21 protein-coding genes are annotated in these 15857 nt (G+C 33.4%); 16 read left to right on the top strand and 5 right to left on the bottom strand.

Going from position 1 to position 15857, the window contains the following annotated elements:
* Positions 1 to 4: 4 nt before the first annotated feature.
* The 6 genes from GZH82_RS12235 to GZH82_RS12205 all read left to right on the top strand — a co-directional run bounded on the left by GZH82_RS12235 (position 5) and on the right by GZH82_RS12205 (position 5360).
* Positions 5 to 433, top strand: a complete 429-nt coding sequence (locus GZH82_RS12235; RefSeq protein ID WP_162682727.1) for a phage holin family protein — start codon at positions 5 to 7, stop codon at positions 431 to 433.
* Positions 434 to 451: 18 nt separating this feature from the next.
* Positions 452 to 1399: a peptidoglycan recognition protein family protein gene (locus GZH82_RS12230; RefSeq protein ID WP_162682726.1), complete on the top strand. Its 948-nt coding sequence runs from the start codon at positions 452 to 454 to the stop codon at positions 1397 to 1399.
* Positions 1400 to 1629: 230 nt separating this feature from the next.
* Positions 1630 to 2589 carry a hypothetical protein gene (locus GZH82_RS12225; protein WP_162682725.1) on the top strand — a complete coding sequence of 320 codons (960 nt, stop codon included), beginning with the start codon at positions 1630 to 1632 and terminating at the stop codon, positions 2587 to 2589.
* Positions 2590 to 2610: 21 nt separating this feature from the next.
* Positions 2611 to 3138 (top strand): hypothetical protein, encoded by a 528-nt coding sequence (locus tag GZH82_RS12220; protein ID WP_162682724.1) that lies wholly within the window; start codon positions 2611 to 2613, stop codon positions 3136 to 3138.
* Positions 3139 to 3697: 559 nt separating this feature from the next.
* Positions 3698 to 3898, top strand: a complete 201-nt coding sequence (locus tag GZH82_RS12215; RefSeq protein WP_162682723.1) for an XRE family transcriptional regulator — start codon at positions 3698 to 3700, stop codon at positions 3896 to 3898.
* Between the two features lie 763 nt (positions 3899 to 4661).
* The gene (locus GZH82_RS12205) at positions 4662 to 5360 is read left to right on the top strand and encodes an HAD family hydrolase (RefSeq protein WP_162682721.1); all 699 of its coding nucleotides are present in this window, start codon (positions 4662 to 4664) and stop codon (positions 5358 to 5360) included.
* A gap of 564 nt (positions 5361 to 5924) precedes the next feature.
* Here the strand turns inward: GZH82_RS12205 and GZH82_RS12200 are convergent.
* Positions 5925 to 6590, bottom strand: coding sequence for a deoxynucleoside kinase (locus tag GZH82_RS12200; RefSeq protein WP_162682720.1), 666 nt, complete (start codon positions 6588 to 6590; stop codon positions 5925 to 5927).
* Positions 6577 to 7200, bottom strand: a complete 624-nt coding sequence (locus GZH82_RS12195) for a deoxynucleoside kinase (RefSeq protein WP_162682719.1) — start codon at positions 7198 to 7200, stop codon at positions 6577 to 6579. Before GZH82_RS12195 ends, GZH82_RS12200 begins: the two co-directional genes overlap by 14 nt.
* 68 nt (positions 7201 to 7268) lie before the next feature.
* On the opposite strand from GZH82_RS12195, the gene tadA reads away from it, so the two are divergent.
* The 4 genes from tadA to GZH82_RS12175 all read left to right on the top strand — a co-directional run bounded on the left by tadA (position 7269) and on the right by GZH82_RS12175 (position 9523).
* Positions 7269 to 7742 carry a tRNA adenosine(34) deaminase TadA gene (tadA, locus tag GZH82_RS12190; protein WP_162682718.1) on the top strand — a complete coding sequence of 158 codons (474 nt, stop codon included), beginning with the start codon at positions 7269 to 7271 and terminating at the stop codon, positions 7740 to 7742.
* A gap of 164 nt (positions 7743 to 7906) precedes the next feature.
* On the top strand, positions 7907 to 8773 hold the full coding sequence (locus tag GZH82_RS12185) for a Cof-type HAD-IIB family hydrolase (protein ID WP_162682717.1): 867 nt from the start codon (positions 7907 to 7909) through the stop codon (positions 8771 to 8773).
* A gap of 209 nt (positions 8774 to 8982) precedes the next feature.
* Positions 8983 to 9285: a hypothetical protein gene (locus GZH82_RS12180; RefSeq protein ID WP_162682716.1), complete on the top strand. Its 303-nt coding sequence runs from the start codon at positions 8983 to 8985 to the stop codon at positions 9283 to 9285.
* 19 nt (positions 9286 to 9304) lie between these two features.
* On the top strand, positions 9305 to 9523 hold the full coding sequence (locus tag GZH82_RS12175; protein WP_238989578.1) for a hypothetical protein: 219 nt from the start codon (positions 9305 to 9307) through the stop codon (positions 9521 to 9523).
* Between the two features lie 199 nt (positions 9524 to 9722).
* On the opposite strand, the gene tnpB is transcribed toward GZH82_RS12175, so the two are convergent.
* Positions 9723 to 10865 (bottom strand): IS200/IS605 family element RNA-guided endonuclease TnpB, encoded by a 1143-nt coding sequence (tnpB, locus tag GZH82_RS12170; protein ID WP_162681057.1) that lies wholly within the window; start codon positions 10863 to 10865, stop codon positions 9723 to 9725.
* A gap of 15 nt (positions 10866 to 10880) precedes the next feature.
* Complete coding sequence (gene tnpA / locus GZH82_RS12165; RefSeq protein ID WP_162680810.1) at positions 10881 to 11285, bottom strand: IS200/IS605 family transposase; 405 nt, start codon at positions 11283 to 11285, stop codon at positions 10881 to 10883.
* A 317-nt stretch (positions 11286 to 11602) separates the two neighbouring features.
* Here tnpA and GZH82_RS12160 point away from each other — a divergent pair, with 317 nt between their 5' ends.
* Positions 11603 to 12343: an HAD family hydrolase gene (locus GZH82_RS12160; protein WP_162682715.1), complete on the top strand. Its 741-nt coding sequence runs from the start codon at positions 11603 to 11605 to the stop codon at positions 12341 to 12343.
* Positions 12344 to 12621: 278 nt separating this feature from the next.
* Positions 12622 to 13371: a transposase gene (locus tag GZH82_RS12155; RefSeq protein ID WP_162682714.1), complete on the top strand. Its 750-nt coding sequence runs from the start codon at positions 12622 to 12624 to the stop codon at positions 13369 to 13371.
* A gap of 20 nt (positions 13372 to 13391) precedes the next feature.
* Here the strand turns inward: GZH82_RS12155 and GZH82_RS12150 are convergent, their stop codons facing one another.
* Positions 13392 to 14246 (bottom strand): helix-turn-helix domain-containing protein, encoded by an 855-nt coding sequence (locus GZH82_RS12150; protein WP_162682713.1) that lies wholly within the window; start codon positions 14244 to 14246, stop codon positions 13392 to 13394.
* Between the two features lie 80 nt (positions 14247 to 14326).
* Between GZH82_RS12150 and GZH82_RS14650 the strand changes: the two genes are divergently transcribed.
* From GZH82_RS14650 to GZH82_RS12130, 4 genes are read left to right on the top strand one after another with little or no spacing between them, the layout of a single operon-like run.
* A complete protein-coding gene (locus tag GZH82_RS14650; protein ID WP_162682712.1) occupies positions 14327 to 14500 on the top strand; it encodes an SHP2/SHP3 family peptide pheromone in 174 nt (57 codons plus the stop codon).
* A gap of 38 nt (positions 14501 to 14538) precedes the next feature.
* Positions 14539 to 14871: a radical SAM protein gene (locus tag GZH82_RS12140; protein ID WP_238989577.1), complete on the top strand. Its 333-nt coding sequence runs from the start codon at positions 14539 to 14541 to the stop codon at positions 14869 to 14871.
* Positions 14859 to 15263, top strand: coding sequence for a hypothetical protein (locus GZH82_RS12135; RefSeq protein WP_162682711.1), 405 nt, complete (start codon positions 14859 to 14861; stop codon positions 15261 to 15263). The genes GZH82_RS12140 and GZH82_RS12135 overlap by 13 nt, the downstream gene beginning before the upstream one ends.
* Positions 15263 to 15829 (top strand): adenylate cyclase, encoded by a 567-nt coding sequence (locus GZH82_RS12130; RefSeq protein ID WP_162682710.1) that lies wholly within the window; start codon positions 15263 to 15265, stop codon positions 15827 to 15829. The genes GZH82_RS12135 and GZH82_RS12130 overlap by 1 nt, the downstream gene beginning before the upstream one ends.
* The last annotated feature ends 28 nt before the right edge of the window (positions 15830 to 15857 follow it).

Here is a 15857-nt window from a genome sequence, read left to right as displayed (position 1 = left end):
TCATATGATGATAAGCTTTACAGAGTCTGAGGTTTTTAAAACGTTTGTTTTTGCGGGGGAATTAAAAATTTTATATTTTTTGATGATATTGATGGGGTTAGATATTTTAACTGGCGTTGCGAAGGCGCTAAAAAATAAGAATTTATGGAGTCATGCTTCGTTTTTTGGTTATGCTAGGAAGCTATTGATTTTCTGTATTGTTATTTTAGCTAATATGATTGATCAAATTATTGGTACGAACGGCGGTATTGTGATGGTGACGTTATTCTTTTACATTGCCAATGAAGGACTGTCGATTGTAGAGAATTGTGCTGAGATGGGTGTTTTAATTCCTAAACAGATTGCTGAGAAGTTAGCAATAATTGGGAATGATGAGCATAAGTCAATTATGCATGAGTTAAAAGAAGAAATGTCGGATACAACTAAAAAATGATAAGAAGGAGGTTACAAAATGGTTAAAGAAAAAATCGGTACATGGAACGGTGTACCCGTATATACGGATTTTTTGCCAATTGGGACACGTCGAAGCGGTCAAAGGCTCGTAAGTGGGAATCCTAAATTTGCGGTGTTTCACGATACAGGAAATAGGGATAGCACCGCTCAAAATAATGTCGATTATTATCGAAATACGTATAATATCGATTGGGCTTATACTGCATCAGCGCATGTGTTTGTGGACGATAAAGAGTGTATTATCTGTATTCCAGTGACTGAAAAGGCATGGCATGTATTGTATGATACGCCTATCGACAATAATTGGTACGGTGATGATGCGAATGATATCGCTTTTGGGTTAGAAGCTTGTTACTTTTCTGATAGGAATAGAACACGTAAGTCATTAGACAATGCGTGTCGTATTATGGGTGCGTTGTGTAATTCTTGGGATATTAACCCACGTAATGAAATGCCAGGCCATCAAGATATTCAGTACGATAAGCAAGATCCAGGCAATATTTTGGAAGCAGCGGGTTATGGCAGACACGACATGCATATTATTGATGATTTGGTCGTTAAGTATATGAATGGAGATGCACCAGCGCCGAAAGTAGCAAAAACGGTGAGCAAGCCGAAGCAAGGTAAACCACCTAAAACGGTGTGGGCATGGCATGGTATTTTCACTGCTTATGAAGATAACGACGATGCGATTGTCGTACGTCGCGCATTTGGAATGGATGCGGAAGAAGTGGACAGTGGTTCATGGATTTATCCAGGTGAATATGTAGTATTTGATCAAGTGATTAAAGATGTTAAAAACAAGATGTGGTGGATTCGCTTTAAGTATCAAGCGGATGGGGCTAATAAGAAGGATAATTTTTATATGCCGATTGGAAAAATTACTGATAAAGAAGGAAAATTATTGAAAGAAAAAGCACTGTGGGGAAAAATAGAGGTTAAGTAATAAATTAGGACTATCATATATATAGATAGCCTATTTTTTGTGTTATAACATGAAACTTAAATATAGAAATAAATATTTGAGTAACTTTATTTACTGTTGTATAATAAAGGTGTGTAGTTGCAACCAATGTCTTTCCCCGATGTTGGTTGCGTTTTTTTATATTTCCTATTTTTGTTGTGTTAAATGTATTGTATAATTACATTACTACACACAGAAAGAGGATTAGGGGAATGACTAAAAAAGTAAACTTTTATATACCTATTATTTATTGTAATGATGAACCGACAAGAACACCTGTCACCGATTTAATTAATTATATTATTAGACTGGATATAGAAGATAGGGAAGTTGAAATTCAAGATGAATTTTATTCAATTATCCAATATAGAAATCCATTTGAAAGAAATGATATAAATGATAGTTATTTTTGTATGGGAAGATATAGAAACAAAAAACCAAAACAAGGTGAGAGAGGAACGGATAGGTTAGACAATATTGACTATGATATTATTGAACCTATTTCTGCCTATCATTGCCACGTAAACCATTTATTTATGTTTGAATATAATCATTTCGGACCGAGAAAAACTAAGATAGAAAACTATTTTTCATCTTTTTTAAGAAATAATGAAGATGAAATATGGGAATTTAAATTTCTTTCGATAGAAAAAGATTTTGATCTTAATGAATTGAGAAATGCAGAACAAATTAAACAAATTGAAGCAAGCTTTAGTAGGGAAAATAATTTAAATAGGTTGGAAAATCTAAATGATAATGATAATCTAGGTCCGATTATTACAATGATAAATTCTATAAATCATTTCTTACACAATGATGGGGGAAATATGGCAGATATCAAAATAAGTAATGGTAGATTAGCTAATAATCATTTAGATCAAGAAGTTATGATGATTTTTATAGATTTAGTTCTACAAAATAATTTAAATGATAATTTTGCAAAATTCAATGTAAGATATAAACCACTAAATGGGCCAACAAAAACAGTTAATTTAAGTGACTATGGAAATTATATTTCCGAAGTTGATAGAGATGAGGATACAGATGGATGGGAATATATAATAGATACTGTTGAAAGAGATTATAGAGACAATCACTATGAAATATTGAATAGAAAGGTAAATCAAATTTTAAGGGATTTGCACTTTAGTGAAAGAATATATTATTTATAAAAAAATAGAAGAGGTATTTAAATGAAAATTTTAACCTTTATAGAAAAATATCTCGTTGCTATAACTGTTGTAGTATATATATTGATTATTGTGATTTTTGGTTTAGATAATGCGATAGTTAATTTTTTGAAAAACGTCATTGAAAAGAAAAATGATATGATATTAAATATTGATTCTATATTTATCGGAATGTATATTTCATTAATATTGATGTACCCAACTTTTATTGATGGTGGAGGGTTGGATAAATTAAGTAATAAGAACTATTTGATTTCTATGAGATATTTAGTTGTCGGATTGATATGTTCGTTTTTATATATATTAAATTTTTTATTAGACGGCATTTTATATGAGTTCGATATTTTAAATTGCTTTTTACTAATCTTAATGTTCATTTCATTTATCAGAGTTGTTGTATTTGTCATATTTTGGTTAGTTTACGACATTTTTACTAAAAAAATTACAAAACAAGAAAGTATCGACTATAACAAAAAGATATATGAAAAAATAAAAAATATTGAAGACCTATTGACCAGAAAAAATGAGTGAATACCATATACAAGTAGCGTTTTTTTAATGCTGATAAACGCCCTGTGTTGCAATGGAAAATTAATTTTTTTCAGCTAAGTAAAAATTTTCGCTGTTATTAATATGAGAAAAACCAAACGTTACAAGCATTGAATACTTATTTGAAAGTTTAAGTAATCGCCCACCACACCCTAACCGGTGTGGTATTTTTTGCGTAAAAATTAAAAAAAGTTAGTGATAGGGGTTGTAAAAAGGACGATTGTCCTGTATAATGATAAGTGTAGTAAGGGAGGTGATAACATGGATAGGCTACAACGGCAAGAAATAGAAGCAAGAATTGCAGAATCCAAAAGCAATACCTTTCGAAACTACTGCTTGGGGATTGCAACACTTGCTTCAATAATCAAACTATGGTGGGGGATTTAATTCCCTCCCTCATAGTATAAAACGAGGTGACTAATATGACAAATCTTACGAAATTTAAAATTGTATTAAATTATACAATTGGCATCTTAGCTCTAGCATTTGCTGTATACATTCTATTCTTTTTATAACAAAGTAATTAATCAATAGCCTATCCATGTTTTATATGATAATTCAAACAGTAAAAAAATTAATTGATTCAAATATTGATGCAACTACAATTGAAAAGAACACAGGTGTTGACGCTTCTTCTATTAGAAGAATAAGACGTGGGGAAAGAACTGTAGAAAAGTTGAGTTTCGAAAAAGGTATCGCCTTATACAACTATCAAAAACAACTCGAAAAAGATAACGGATAAAAACACCCCGCCTGCAATAGGTGGGGTGAAAGTGTCAAACGCGTGTCAATTTAGTCTATTTTTGTCTAGTTTAGTCACAAAGTTAAAGCGTTGAAAATGCGATAATCACGCCATTTCAATACTAAACACAAGATGAGGTTTTTCCCTTGTTGGTAGTGGTGATTCAGAAATAAAAGCTGTAAATGATCTTTTAACAATAAAAAAAGATTGGTTTGAAGCGAATTTAAATGTAGGTACACCTATACCAGAACCAATTACTAAAAAAACTGAAGAACAAACAAGACTCACATTACGTCTACCATCCCATATAGATAAGCAATTAAATAAATATATGCAACGAGAAAATGTTAGTAAAAATACTGCCATTATAGTTTTATTGCAATCTGGTTTATATAATAACTTTCATGAAGAATTTGAAAATAAAGTTTCACATCGTCTTAATTGAGTTGAATTAATAAAAATCAAAAGCTAGAAATCCTGATATGAAGGGTTTCTAGTTTTTTACTGATATGCTAGGAAAGCGTCACAACTTGATGGGAAAAGTCCGCTTGTATTTTTTATTTGACGGAGCGCCGTTTTAAGCAGTGCTTTATGACGCGCAAGGCATTTGATCCATATAAAAAAACCGAGACGTTTCGCGATGGATGACGAAAGTCTCAGTTTGATATGGGGATGTTATGGTTACCTGTTTTGTTGTAGGGAAAGGAACGGGTGTTGTTTAATATTCGGTGATTATAGAAATAAGATGAACGGAGGTATATGAATGAATTCAAACAAGTGGATTTTATTTGATAAAGATGGGACATTAATTCAATTTGATGAAAGTTGGACGAAAATTGGAATTCAACTGGTCGATGATGTATGTGACCATTTCCAACTTGAGCATCGACAAGCGGTGTATCGTGCGATTGGCATTAAAGACGGTCGATTTGAGAAGGATAGTGTGATGAACGGGGGAACATTGAAAGATTTGATTGCGATTTTCCAACAGTTTTCCGAAGTAGAGATGGCAGAATGGATTGCGCAACGAAGTCAAACGCTCATCAGTCAACGTGTCCCTGAAATTGAATTGTATGAAGGTGTAGCGTCATTAGTGCAACGTTTAAAGGCGCAAGGTTACGCGTTAGGTATTGTGACAAGTGACAATCATACAGGTGTGACACAATTTTTGGAACAAACGCAATTAACGGATGTATTTGATATGGTGATCTCAACGAATGATGGACAGTATGAGAAACCAGATATTCGTTTGCTTCAGCCATTATGGGAGCGCGGTGTGCGTGGTGAAGATGTGATTATGGTGGGCGATACGGATAATGATATGTTGACCGGTAAAAATATGAGAAGTGCGCTGAATGTAGGCGTCCGTACAGGATTAGGACAAGAGGCAAAGTTTGAAGCGGCAGATGTCGTCATTGACCATGTCGGCTTGTTAGAAAATGTGTTATCCAAAGTGAAATGATGTAGGAAAAGCTACACTTTCATTTCGTAAGTAGTAGTGACATGATCATTCAAATCATACCCATCAAGACAACAGGCCGGAAAATCTTCCAGCCTGTTCATTTTGCGATTTGAGTCATTGATGAAATAAAAGTAAGATGATATTTCATCTTTCTAACATATTTAATTATAAAAGTGTTTAAATTGATAAAGCTACGAGACCTCAATATGGGACTGTAGAATAGCGGATTACAAAGCGAGGCGAGACTCCTGAGGCATAAAACAAAAACTAAAACACGATTTATGATGTTTAACAGCGACTACTGTTTATCGCAGTAGCTGTCTGACTTCTCAATGTTTGTACTTTTGAGAAGTCTAGTCAGTCTTGCGGGGGCAGTACTACGAAATCTTTGTTGCAAATGAGATTTCTGTACTGCTCCCGAAAATCCAATTCGGCTTCCACCTCATGTACACTTTAATTAAGCCGAATTTAGTTGAAGTGAGCCGCCTAGGAACGCGAGCCTCAGCGTGTAATTTATCAAGAACAAATTTAATGATGTTTTTCAGTGATGCGTTCACCCAAATTTTACGAACGTGTATCGACTTGTCTGTAAGTATGAATCACATGCTCGATTTTCTTCAATACGACATCAATCGACTCAGGATCATCAAACAAGTCGTATTCTTTAATATTTACGCGGACCACTGGACATGCATTGAACTGATTGATCCAATCGTCATAACGTTGGAATAACATTTTCCAATATTCAGGATCAGTTTCAATTTCCATTTGACGGCCACGCGTTTGAATACGCTCAATCACTGTATCATAATCTGACTCAAGATAAATGAGTACGTCAGGTTTAGGGAAATAAGGCGTCAACACCATCGCATCAAACAGGTTAGAATACGTTTGGAAATCTTCAGATGACATTGTGCCTTGTTCTTCATGCATCTTCGCAAAAATATCGACGTCTTCATAAATCGAGCGGTCTTGGACAAATCCACCGCCATATTCAAACATGCGCTTTTGTTCTTTGAAACGTTCAGCTAAAAAGTAAATTTGTAGGTGAAAACTCCAACGTGTGAAATCGTGATAAAATTTATCTAAATAAGGGTTCTGTTCGACATTTTCATAAGATGTTTTAAAATTGAGTTTTTCAGCGATTGCACGTGTTAAAGAAGATTTCCCTACACCGACAGTCCCGGCGATGGTAATAATAGCGTTGGATGGTATATCATATTGATTCATGTTCATGGCCTCCGATGAGTTCATTAATTTGATTAAATACATACGTATAATCTGCTTCATTTTGGACAAAATCAAGGTTTGTCGTATCTATCCACAACACCGCATGTCCTTCATTTTTTAAAGAATTGTAGTAATTTGCATAGTCTTCTTTAAGTTTTAATAAATAACTGTCTTGAATATGGGCTTCAAAACTACGATCACGTTTGGCGATCCGTCGTTTGAGCACACTTAAGTCTGCATCTAAAATGATCGTGAAATCCGGTGAGATGAGATCTTCAGTTAAAATGTCATAAATTCTTGAAAATTTATCGTATTCTGTGTCGTTCAATGTATTGCGTGCAAATATTTTGTTTTTATATATATGATAGTCACTGACAATACCATCTGTATGTTCTGCAAGGTCTTGATAATCTTTGTAGCGGTGGCATAAAAAGAACATCTCAGTTTGAAAACTCCACTTTGAGATATCAGTATAGAAGTCTGATAAATAAGGGTTTTCACCGACAATTTCTTTCGCTTCATAAAAGTGATAAGATTGACTCAACTGATGTGCTAATGAAGATTTGCCAACGCCTATCGGACCTTCAATTGCGATAAACGGTTTTTTCATATTTTTCGCTCCATATTATTTATTTTAACCAGTACTAAAAATTTTAACATAAGTGAGGCTAATTCTGTATGACAAGTCATCAATATTATATGTCCATTGCGCTAGAAGAGGCGAAGAAAGCTGCCAAAAAAGGGGAAGTCCCTATTGGCGCGGTCGTTGTCAAAGATGAAAAAATTATTGCACGGGCGCACAATTTAAGAGAAACAGATCAAAGTCCGACAGCGCATGCGGAACATCTGGCTATGGAGCGTGCTGCAGAAGCTTTAGGCACATGGCGTTTAGAAGGATGTACGCTTTATGTTACATTAGAGCCGTGCGTCATGTGTGCAGGTACGATTGTGATGAGCCGTGTCGATTCAGTGGTATTCGGTGCGATGGATCCAAAAGGGGGCTGTGTCGGCAGTTTGATGAATCTTGTGCAAGACAGTCGAATGAATCACCGTGCGACTGTCGTGACGGGTGTGTTGGCATATTCATGTGGCGAAATTTTACGCCAATTTTTCAAAGCGTTACGTTTGCACAAAAAGCGACAAAAAAGCTAAGTCATCGTTTTACTCATTTAAAGCGTATTGTCTCTATACTGCTGAATGACAAACAGCGTGATATGAATTCATTTTACGGTACTTCCCTATGTAACTTTGCTAAAATGAGATTATATTTTAAACGAGGCAAAAAATTAAAGAAAAGTAATGAGAGAGGGATTGAGATGGTTAAACTGATAGCAACAGATATGGATGGGACGTTGTTGAATGCAGCTCATGAAGTATCAAAAGAAAATGTTGAGGCGATTCAATATGCGCAGTCTCAAGGCGTGACGGTGGTCATTGCGACAGGACGAGCATTTTACGAGGCGAACGATCCGATTATGGCTACAGGTTTAAAGGTACCGTATATTTGTTTGAATGGTGCTGAAGTGCGAGATGAAAGCTTCGATATCGTCCATACGTCAAGCTTGAACCATGGATTGTATCAACGCATTCGCCAAACATTAAACGATGAAAATATGTACTATCAAGTCTATACGAACTTTGGTATTTACACAGAAGACCCAGAGAAAGACTTAGCCATATATTTAGACATTGCGAAACATTCTGGTCAAAAAGGCGATGAAGCAAAAATTAGAAAGCATATTCAACATCGTATTGACCTAGGTACGTTGAAAGTCGTTGATAATTATGACGAAATCGAATCCGTACCAGGCGAACTGATTATGAAAGTTTTAGCGTACGACAAAGATTTAGCTAAAATTGAACGCGTGAAAAAGAAATTGTCAGAAAGTAGTAATTTAGCTGTGTCCTCATCGTCACTCGGTAACATTGAAATTACACATATCGATGCACAAAAAGGGTTAGCATTACAAGCTATTGCTGAACAACTCGGTATTGATATGGTGGATACGATGGCAGTGGGTGATAACTTAAATGATAAATCGATGTTAGAACGTGCAGGAGTGGCTGTCGCGATGGAAAATGCATTGCCAGAATTGAAAGACTTAGCGACATTTGTGACAGATTCTAATGAAAACAGCGGTGTCGCCAAAGCCATCTATCGTGCATTAGGAAAAGAAGAGTAAAATTTTAAAAAGAAGTAAATATGATTGATGAAGCCATTAAAATTCATTTTCTGTGAATAATTAATGGCTTTTATGTATTTGACAAAGATATCCACCAATAAAGTTGCTCGAATTAAAATATGTTTTATAACTAAATAAAATGTTTATTTACTTTAGAGAGGAATGCAGTATAATGTTGATGTAAGCGCTTATAAATTCTATTTTTAGAGATGGAAAATATGAAAATAAAAAGATTTTTACTTTTTCTTATGTTAGCAGCTTCTATTTCTATTTCTACTCCTGCGACTGTAGATGCGACAGTAAAAAGTCCAACATTTCATGATGTCAAAATACACTGGGAGTATGGAAGGTCATTTTTTACTTACAGTTATTCTATAGTTCAAACAGGGAGATTTACACACTCGGCAACAGCTAATTCAACTTTTTCTGGTTGGAAAAGACCAGGTGTTAAAGCAGTTGCAAAACAATATGTTGGATGGAGATCGGCTGTAGCTTATTGGAATTGTAGATAAGCGCAATAGGTGATAATAAATGAAAAATATACAATTAGTAGGAAAGATACGGTATCTCATCTTTGCATTAGTTGCTATTCAAGCCATCATTATTCTGATGATGACAACTTTTCGTTTAGGTGAATTGTATGATGAAAAATGGGACGAGATACAAAATTCGGCTGATCAGCATCAATTTTATTTAATAAAAAAGATGTATGATATTGTAAGAGTCAAATTCAGTATCAATTTTCGATAAAAACTTCAAAAATTTTTAATGTGTAAAAGAGTTACCCTTTTGTGAACTACTCACCACTTAGCTAAAATCTAAAGGTTCTTAACGCTTGAAGTGGGAGCTTCTTGGGAATAGAGCGTACTTGTAAGTGTATTTCTTTACTAACAGAGGTTTCTCTTATTGACCAAGCTATCCCCGTAGACCCTACGGTTATCGATCTTTTCTAAGCTAATGTTTGCATTCGTAGCCCTTCGGTCAAAATATTGATGCTCGCGTTTATATCTCGGTCATGGTGAGCATGGCAAATAGGACAAGACCATTCTCGAATTTTGAGATTTTTCTTGCCATCATTATGTCCGCACTCTGAACAGACTTGACTTGATGGAAACCATTTATCAATCTTGACTATTTCACGTCCATACCAGTCAGCTTTGTATTGTAGCTTAATCACAAAGCTAGACCATGACACATCAGAAATGCTTTTAGCCAGTTTATGATTTCGCAACATACCTTTTGTGTTTAAGTCTTCAATACAGATAATATCGTGATTTTTGATAATCTCTGTACTCAACTTGTTTAGAAAGTCAGTGCGTTGATTCATTACCTTTTCATGTAGTCGTGCAACTTTCTGTTTTTGTTTCTGGTAGTTTTTGGCTTCAAAGAGATTGATACCCTTCTTTTTGGCTAACAGGGCACGTCTCGACAACTTACGTTGTTCACGTTTTAGTTTCTGTGCCATTTTCGAAGTGAACTTATTATTATCAATCTTTTGACCGTCAGAAAAAATGGCAAAATGAGTGATTCCAAGGTCAATTCCAATTGCAGAATTAGTTTTAGGAAACTCGACAACTTCTTCTTTGCACAATAAAGAAACATAGTATTTACCGCTTGAACGGCGTGATATTGTAGCTGATTTGATAATACCTTTAGGTTGTCTATGAAGCTTTATTTTAACTGATGACTTCAACTTAGGAACTTTGATGAATTTATTATCAATCAAGGATATTGTGCCATTTTGATTATTAGTGGTATAGCTTTGAACGGGATTCTTCTTACTTTTGAACCGAGGAAATCCAACAGATTTATCTCTAAAGAAATTCTTATATGCCTTGTCTAAATTGAGTTGTGCATTAGCCAAGGCAAGGCTATCTACTTCCTTCAAAAATGGAAATTCATTCTTATATTTAGCTGGTGTCGGGAACTTCATTTTTTTAGAAGAAACATTCTTAGTTTCTTCATAAGCTTTCATTCGATCATCAAGCATTAGATTGTAGACCTTACGGACACAACCGAAAGACTTAGCGAAGAAAATTTTTTGTTCTTCAGTTGGATAGATTCTAAATTTATATGCTTTGAGTCGTTCCATAAGCTACGCACCTCTCTATTTATGATTATAACCTTGATTCTGAATATATTTTTTTATAACGTCAATTGGTGCGCCACCAGTTGTCAAAAGGCAAAAACTTCTAGACCAAAACATTTCTTTCCAAAGAAACTGTCTTACTTTTGGAAAGTCGCGTTTTATCAAACGCGAACTGGCACTTTTATAGGCATTGATGAATTTTGTCAATTCTGTTTTTGGTTGTGCTTTGAACATAATATGAACATGGTCTTTATCATGATTCCACTCAACTAGAGTAATATGATAAGACGCTGCAATTCGTACAAAAGTTGTTTTAGCAAATTCAGAAATTTTATCATCAATCACTTGTCTACGGTATTTAGTAACCAACACAAGATGATAATAGAGAAGAAACACCGAATGATTATTAGTATCTAATTTCATGTTATATCAACTCACTTCTTATATAGACTGATTATAACATAGAACAAAATAAAAAGGCGATGAGCCTTGCGTGTCGGTTTTCGAGTTACCAACGGTAACCCTCATACCGAACGGCATTCATCACCCACCTATAGAGGATGGGAGACTTCTGCCTGAATTAAGTTAAAGAAAAATATATTCAGACTTCAAATTATTAGCAATTAGTTTATTGGATAGATCCTCAAAGCGACTTTAATGATATTAATATTTTGTCAGGCAATTGTAATTTATACCATATGACAAAATAACCTTCATCCATTTTAAAAGGGGAATGATTAATGAATAAAAAAGTTAAATTAGTTATTTTTGATTTAGATAATACGCTATTTTCTTTTGATGAATTATGGGTAAGAGCTAATAAAGATACTTTTAAAGAATATACTTTATTTAAAGATATAGATTATAGTGAATTTATGAAACTATATAAAAAATACGATCTATACTTTTGGAAGAAGCATGATGAAGGAACTATTACCTTAGATGAGTTGCGAGAGTTAAGGTTAATTAAGGCTCTAGAACACTTCGACTTAAATATTTCTCGTGAAGAAGCTAATAAATATTTTGAATCGTTTTTCACAAAATTATTGTCTAGTATAACGATTAATAGAAAAATGAATGAATTACTTTTATCGTTAAAAGAAAGTGTAAACATTGCAATTCTCACTAATGGAAAGACTAAAGAACAGAACATTAAAATTGATAATCTCGATATTAGATCAGTATTTGAAAATAATATTTTTATATCTCAAAATATAGGTTATGAAAAGCCTAATCCCAAAGCTTTTTTAAATGTCGCATTTGAGTTGAATGTCGATCCTGAAGAATGTTTGTTTATAGGAGATTCTTTTAAAAATGACATTTTGGGGGCATTAAATGTTAATATGTCTGCCATTTGGTTAACAGATTCAGTTGAAGAATCTCATATAAGGAATGACTTTTATGTTTGTAAAGATAATATAGAAGTTTTACTAAAAAAGCTCCTTGATCATGATTATCAAGATTTAATAATTAATAACTAATATAATATGACGAATGAGGTTAGGAGGATATTAAGTTTCTGAAGCCCATCCTATAGTAAATGAAAGTTGTAATATTGAAACATAAGGTATATGGGACTATAAAAATTTGTGATCATATGAGAAACGGTCAATTGAAACCAGGTTATCATCTACAAATCGCAACCCATAATCAATTCGTTTTAGCCCTCGGTGTTTGTAGTCATCCAGGTGACATAAGAACACTTGAACCACTTTTAAAATCAATCCACAAATGATATGGTGACATTCCAGAGTATATTGTGGCAGATGACGGTTATGGTAGTGAATATAACTATACTCTGATACTCGATAAGTTTGAGAAAAAAACTTTAATCACTTATAGTATGTATCTTAAAGAGAAGCAACACAAATATAAAAACAATCCATTGATTACTGCTAACTGGGAATACCGTGAGATAGATGATTACTATATATGTCCTAACAAAAAGGAATTACATTTCCAAAGTTACAGAAAGAAAAGAGATGGATACGGTATTCAAAGAGATTTTAAATTATATGCATGTGAAGCGTGTGTGGGCTGTCCATTACGAAGTCAATGTATGAAGCAAAGTACGAAGCTTAACACAAATAAACGCTTATATAAAAATTTAACTTGGGCCTATTTTAAAGCCTTCACAAATCAACAGCTTTCAGATCCAAAGACGAAACACATTTATCAAAAGAGAAAGATAGATGTTGAATCAACTTTTGGAAATCTGAAGGCTAATTTGGGTTTCCAAAGATTATCGGTTCGCACAAAATCAAAGGTTGAGTGTGAACTTGGCATCGCACTCATGGCAGTAAATATACGAAAACTAGCTAAAATAAGTGCTCGTTTTCGTTCGTTAATAAGAAAAAAGCCGTCAAATTCTAAAAAAATGAATTTTAACGGCTTTTTCTTAAAGGAGCTGAAGGGCTATGTCCCAGCCCCTTTAACTGTCCATAGCTACAAGGATAAGGTCGTCAGAGTTGATAAGGTTTTATTGAGACCCTTGATTATAAAACGTTAGATAGTAGAGATTCATTTCATTTATTCATTGTTTACCAGTTTATCAAAATGGCTAGTATAGTGTAATTTTAATTTATCTTCTCCTAAAATATCAAGAACCTGTATGGCTTGTTTCATTTTTTCAATTCCACTAGTTGATTGGCGACGTTTAAATTCAAAGTAACCAGTTGCATAGAGAAAAACTGTCTGTTCATAAAAGTTTAATTCGTTATCTAACAACGTTTTTATCTCATCAATTAAATAGGAGCAATTAGTAAATTCTTCCATATCTATGCTAAGGATTAAACAATTTATAGCAAGCTGAGTAACAATTCGTTTATTAGTTTTATTCAATGAAGAGTATATGTGATTGTTTAACATTTCTTTCGTCAATAGAAAGTATGAGTTGTAGTTAATTGTTCGCACACAGTTACCTAACAAAATGATTTCATAATACCCCCATTTTTCAACTTTAAAGAGATAATCTGTTAGTTGAAGCAATTCGTCATCTGATGGAGTAATCTTTGAATCCAATGTGTATAGGATGGATTTTACCATTGTTTTTTCAAAAGAATTTAAAGTGTAATTTGACGGGGCAGAAAGTAGAGATTTTATATTATCGATATTTTGTAATGAATATTGCTTACGAATATACTGGACCAAATTGGCGAATGATTCGGTTTTGGTATAGCCTTCATTGTGTAAAATAAGAAACTCATCCAAAGTAATGTGTAATTTGTCTAAAATATTGATCAATCGGATACATGATATTTCTGACTCTCCACGTTCAAAACGAGATATTTGCGATTTTGAAAGATGCTCATCAGCAACAGAGCATAGACTGATTTGTTTGCCGTTACGAACTTTTCTAAGTGTGATGCCAAGTTTTGATTTCATAATTTTTCCCATTTTCCCAACAAAAGGTGACTTAGTTTTATTTATTGTACAATAAATAAAAACTGAAAGGAAGTCTAAATATGAAGAAAATTTCAAAAATTTTTCCAGTTTTCTTCCTGGTAATGGATATTATTATCATTGTTGGTGGTGTCACAATGAAGGAACCGGTAATTGAAATCAGAAACTCATACAAAATGTTGACTTTTTCGATAAAACATTTTTCTCAGATTTTCTTGAAGTTACGAGAGAATTAAATATTTCTGAGGTTCACTTAACAGGAGGCGAGCCTAGTTTGCATCCTAAAATTGACTATATAATTAGAAAGTTGAAGGAAAACGGGTTTATCGTTAAAATGACTTCTATTGGTGGTAATAAACGCGTCTTTGAAAAAATAATCGAATCAGGAATAGATGGTATAAACTTCAGTTTACATGCGATAGATAAAAATGAAATGTATGGCACACAAGTTGATCGTTCTGAGCGGTGGATAGAACAGAACCATAAAAAATTGATGGAGTTGATAGAGTATGTAAGTTCTAGAGGTGTAAATGTTAAAATTAATACTGTTGTTGCTTCATCAGATGATTATAAAAGAGCTTATGATGTTATGAGATGGCTACACTGAGAAAAATTGGTATTAGAATCCTTAATGAGGTTGAAAGAAATGAACAATCGATAGAAGCTATTAAGTTTTTCTTTGAATCGTTATATGGAATTGAAAAATATCGGAAGTATATTCGTGGGAGTTCATCTGGTACAATATTTTATGACGTTCCTGGAATTGGTGAAGTAGGCTTTAAAATATTGATTCCAAACTATTTACGAAGTATGTGTAAAGATTGTAAAATTAGGGAGAAAGGGAAGTGTGGAGAATATTTTTATGGAATACGTTTAGAAAACTTGTTAGGAAATTATAATATAAGGCTCTGTGTCCATAAGATATCCCCTGAAACATATTATAGATTAAGTGAATTTAAATATTCGTCAGCTTTTAATGAGTTAAAAGGAGAAATTTAATGAAGGAATTAGAAGTTAGATTTTCAATTGCTGATAAAGAGAATTATCTTAAAGTAATTGAATTTTTAGATCAAAATTATAAATTTAAATCAGAGAATAGACAAATAGATAAGTATTATAAAGATCGTGGAAAAGAAACAGAAGAAGATATTTCGGGGAGTTTTATTTATAGATTTCGTCAAGAAAATGATTTTACATCAGGTATTTTTACTAGGAAAGATACAGTGAAACCAGGTTTCTGGAAGGAAGACGAAATTGTATTAGAATCGCAACAAATGGATTTTGTAAAAAAAATTCTAGATGCTGGTTTCTCTAACATCATGACTATTGACAAAGATAGAAAATCATATACTAATCTTGAAAAGACTAGAACGGTAAATGCTGACATAGTGGGGGGACTTGGATATTATATTGAAGTTGAAATCTTAGGTGATTTTTCTGAAGATGATTACGATTCCTTTGTAAAAGAAACAGAGACAGAGTTTGCATTTACCAATTCAAAAATTGAAACAAAAGGTTATGTACAATTAATGAGAGAAAAAAATGAACGTACAAGAGATAATTGATAAATTTTACCTCTATGGAAATAATAGG

Origin of the sequence: Staphylococcus sp. MI 10-1553 (assembly GCF_010365305.1) — a bacterium.
In the GTDB taxonomy this organism is placed as follows: domain Bacteria; phylum Bacillota; class Bacilli; order Staphylococcales; family Staphylococcaceae; genus Staphylococcus.
Note: the sequence above shows the minus strand (reverse complement) of the source record. Positions and strands in the feature narration are given on the sequence as shown.

Coding starts and splice junctions, on each gene's coding strand:
- GZH82_RS12235 (WP_162682727.1), top strand. CDS start 5: ATGATGATAAGCTTTACAGAGTCTGAGGTTTTTAAAACGTTTGTTTTT.
- GZH82_RS12230 (WP_162682726.1), top strand. CDS start 452: ATGGTTAAAGAAAAAATCGGTACATGGAACGGTGTACCCGTATATACG.
- GZH82_RS12225 (WP_162682725.1), top strand. CDS start 1,630: ATGACTAAAAAAGTAAACTTTTATATACCTATTATTTATTGTAATGAT.
- GZH82_RS12220 (WP_162682724.1), top strand. CDS start 2,611: ATGAAAATTTTAACCTTTATAGAAAAATATCTCGTTGCTATAACTGTT.
- GZH82_RS12215 (WP_162682723.1), top strand. CDS start 3,698: ATGTTTTATATGATAATTCAAACAGTAAAAAAATTAATTGATTCAAAT.
- GZH82_RS12205 (WP_162682721.1), top strand. CDS start 4,662: ATGAATTCAAACAAGTGGATTTTATTTGATAAAGATGGGACATTAATT.
- GZH82_RS12200 (WP_162682720.1), bottom strand. CDS start 6,590: ATGAATCAATATGATATACCATCCAACGCTATTATTACCATCGCCGGG.
- GZH82_RS12195 (WP_162682719.1), bottom strand. CDS start 7,200: ATGAAAAAACCGTTTATCGCAATTGAAGGTCCGATAGGCGTTGGCAAA.
- tadA (WP_162682718.1), top strand. CDS start 7,269: ATGACAAGTCATCAATATTATATGTCCATTGCGCTAGAAGAGGCGAAG.
- GZH82_RS12185 (WP_162682717.1), top strand. CDS start 7,907: ATGGTTAAACTGATAGCAACAGATATGGATGGGACGTTGTTGAATGCA.
- GZH82_RS12180 (WP_162682716.1), top strand. CDS start 8,983: ATGGAAAATATGAAAATAAAAAGATTTTTACTTTTTCTTATGTTAGCA.
- GZH82_RS12175 (WP_238989578.1), top strand. CDS start 9,305: ATGAAAAATATACAATTAGTAGGAAAGATACGGTATCTCATCTTTGCA.
- tnpB (WP_162681057.1), bottom strand. CDS start 10,865: ATGGAACGACTCAAAGCATATAAATTTAGAATCTATCCAACTGAAGAA.
- tnpA (WP_162680810.1), bottom strand. CDS start 11,285: ATGAAATTAGATACTAATAATCATTCGGTGTTTCTTCTCTATTATCAT.
- GZH82_RS12160 (WP_162682715.1), top strand. CDS start 11,603: ATGAATAAAAAAGTTAAATTAGTTATTTTTGATTTAGATAATACGCTA.
- GZH82_RS12150 (WP_162682713.1), bottom strand. CDS start 14,246: ATGAAATCAAAACTTGGCATCACACTTAGAAAAGTTCGTAACGGCAAA.
- GZH82_RS14650 (WP_162682712.1), top strand. CDS start 14,327: ATGAAGAAAATTTCAAAAATTTTTCCAGTTTTCTTCCTGGTAATGGAT.
- GZH82_RS12135 (WP_162682711.1), top strand. CDS start 14,859: ATGGCTACACTGAGAAAAATTGGTATTAGAATCCTTAATGAGGTTGAA.
- GZH82_RS12130 (WP_162682710.1), top strand. CDS start 15,263: ATGAAGGAATTAGAAGTTAGATTTTCAATTGCTGATAAAGAGAATTAT.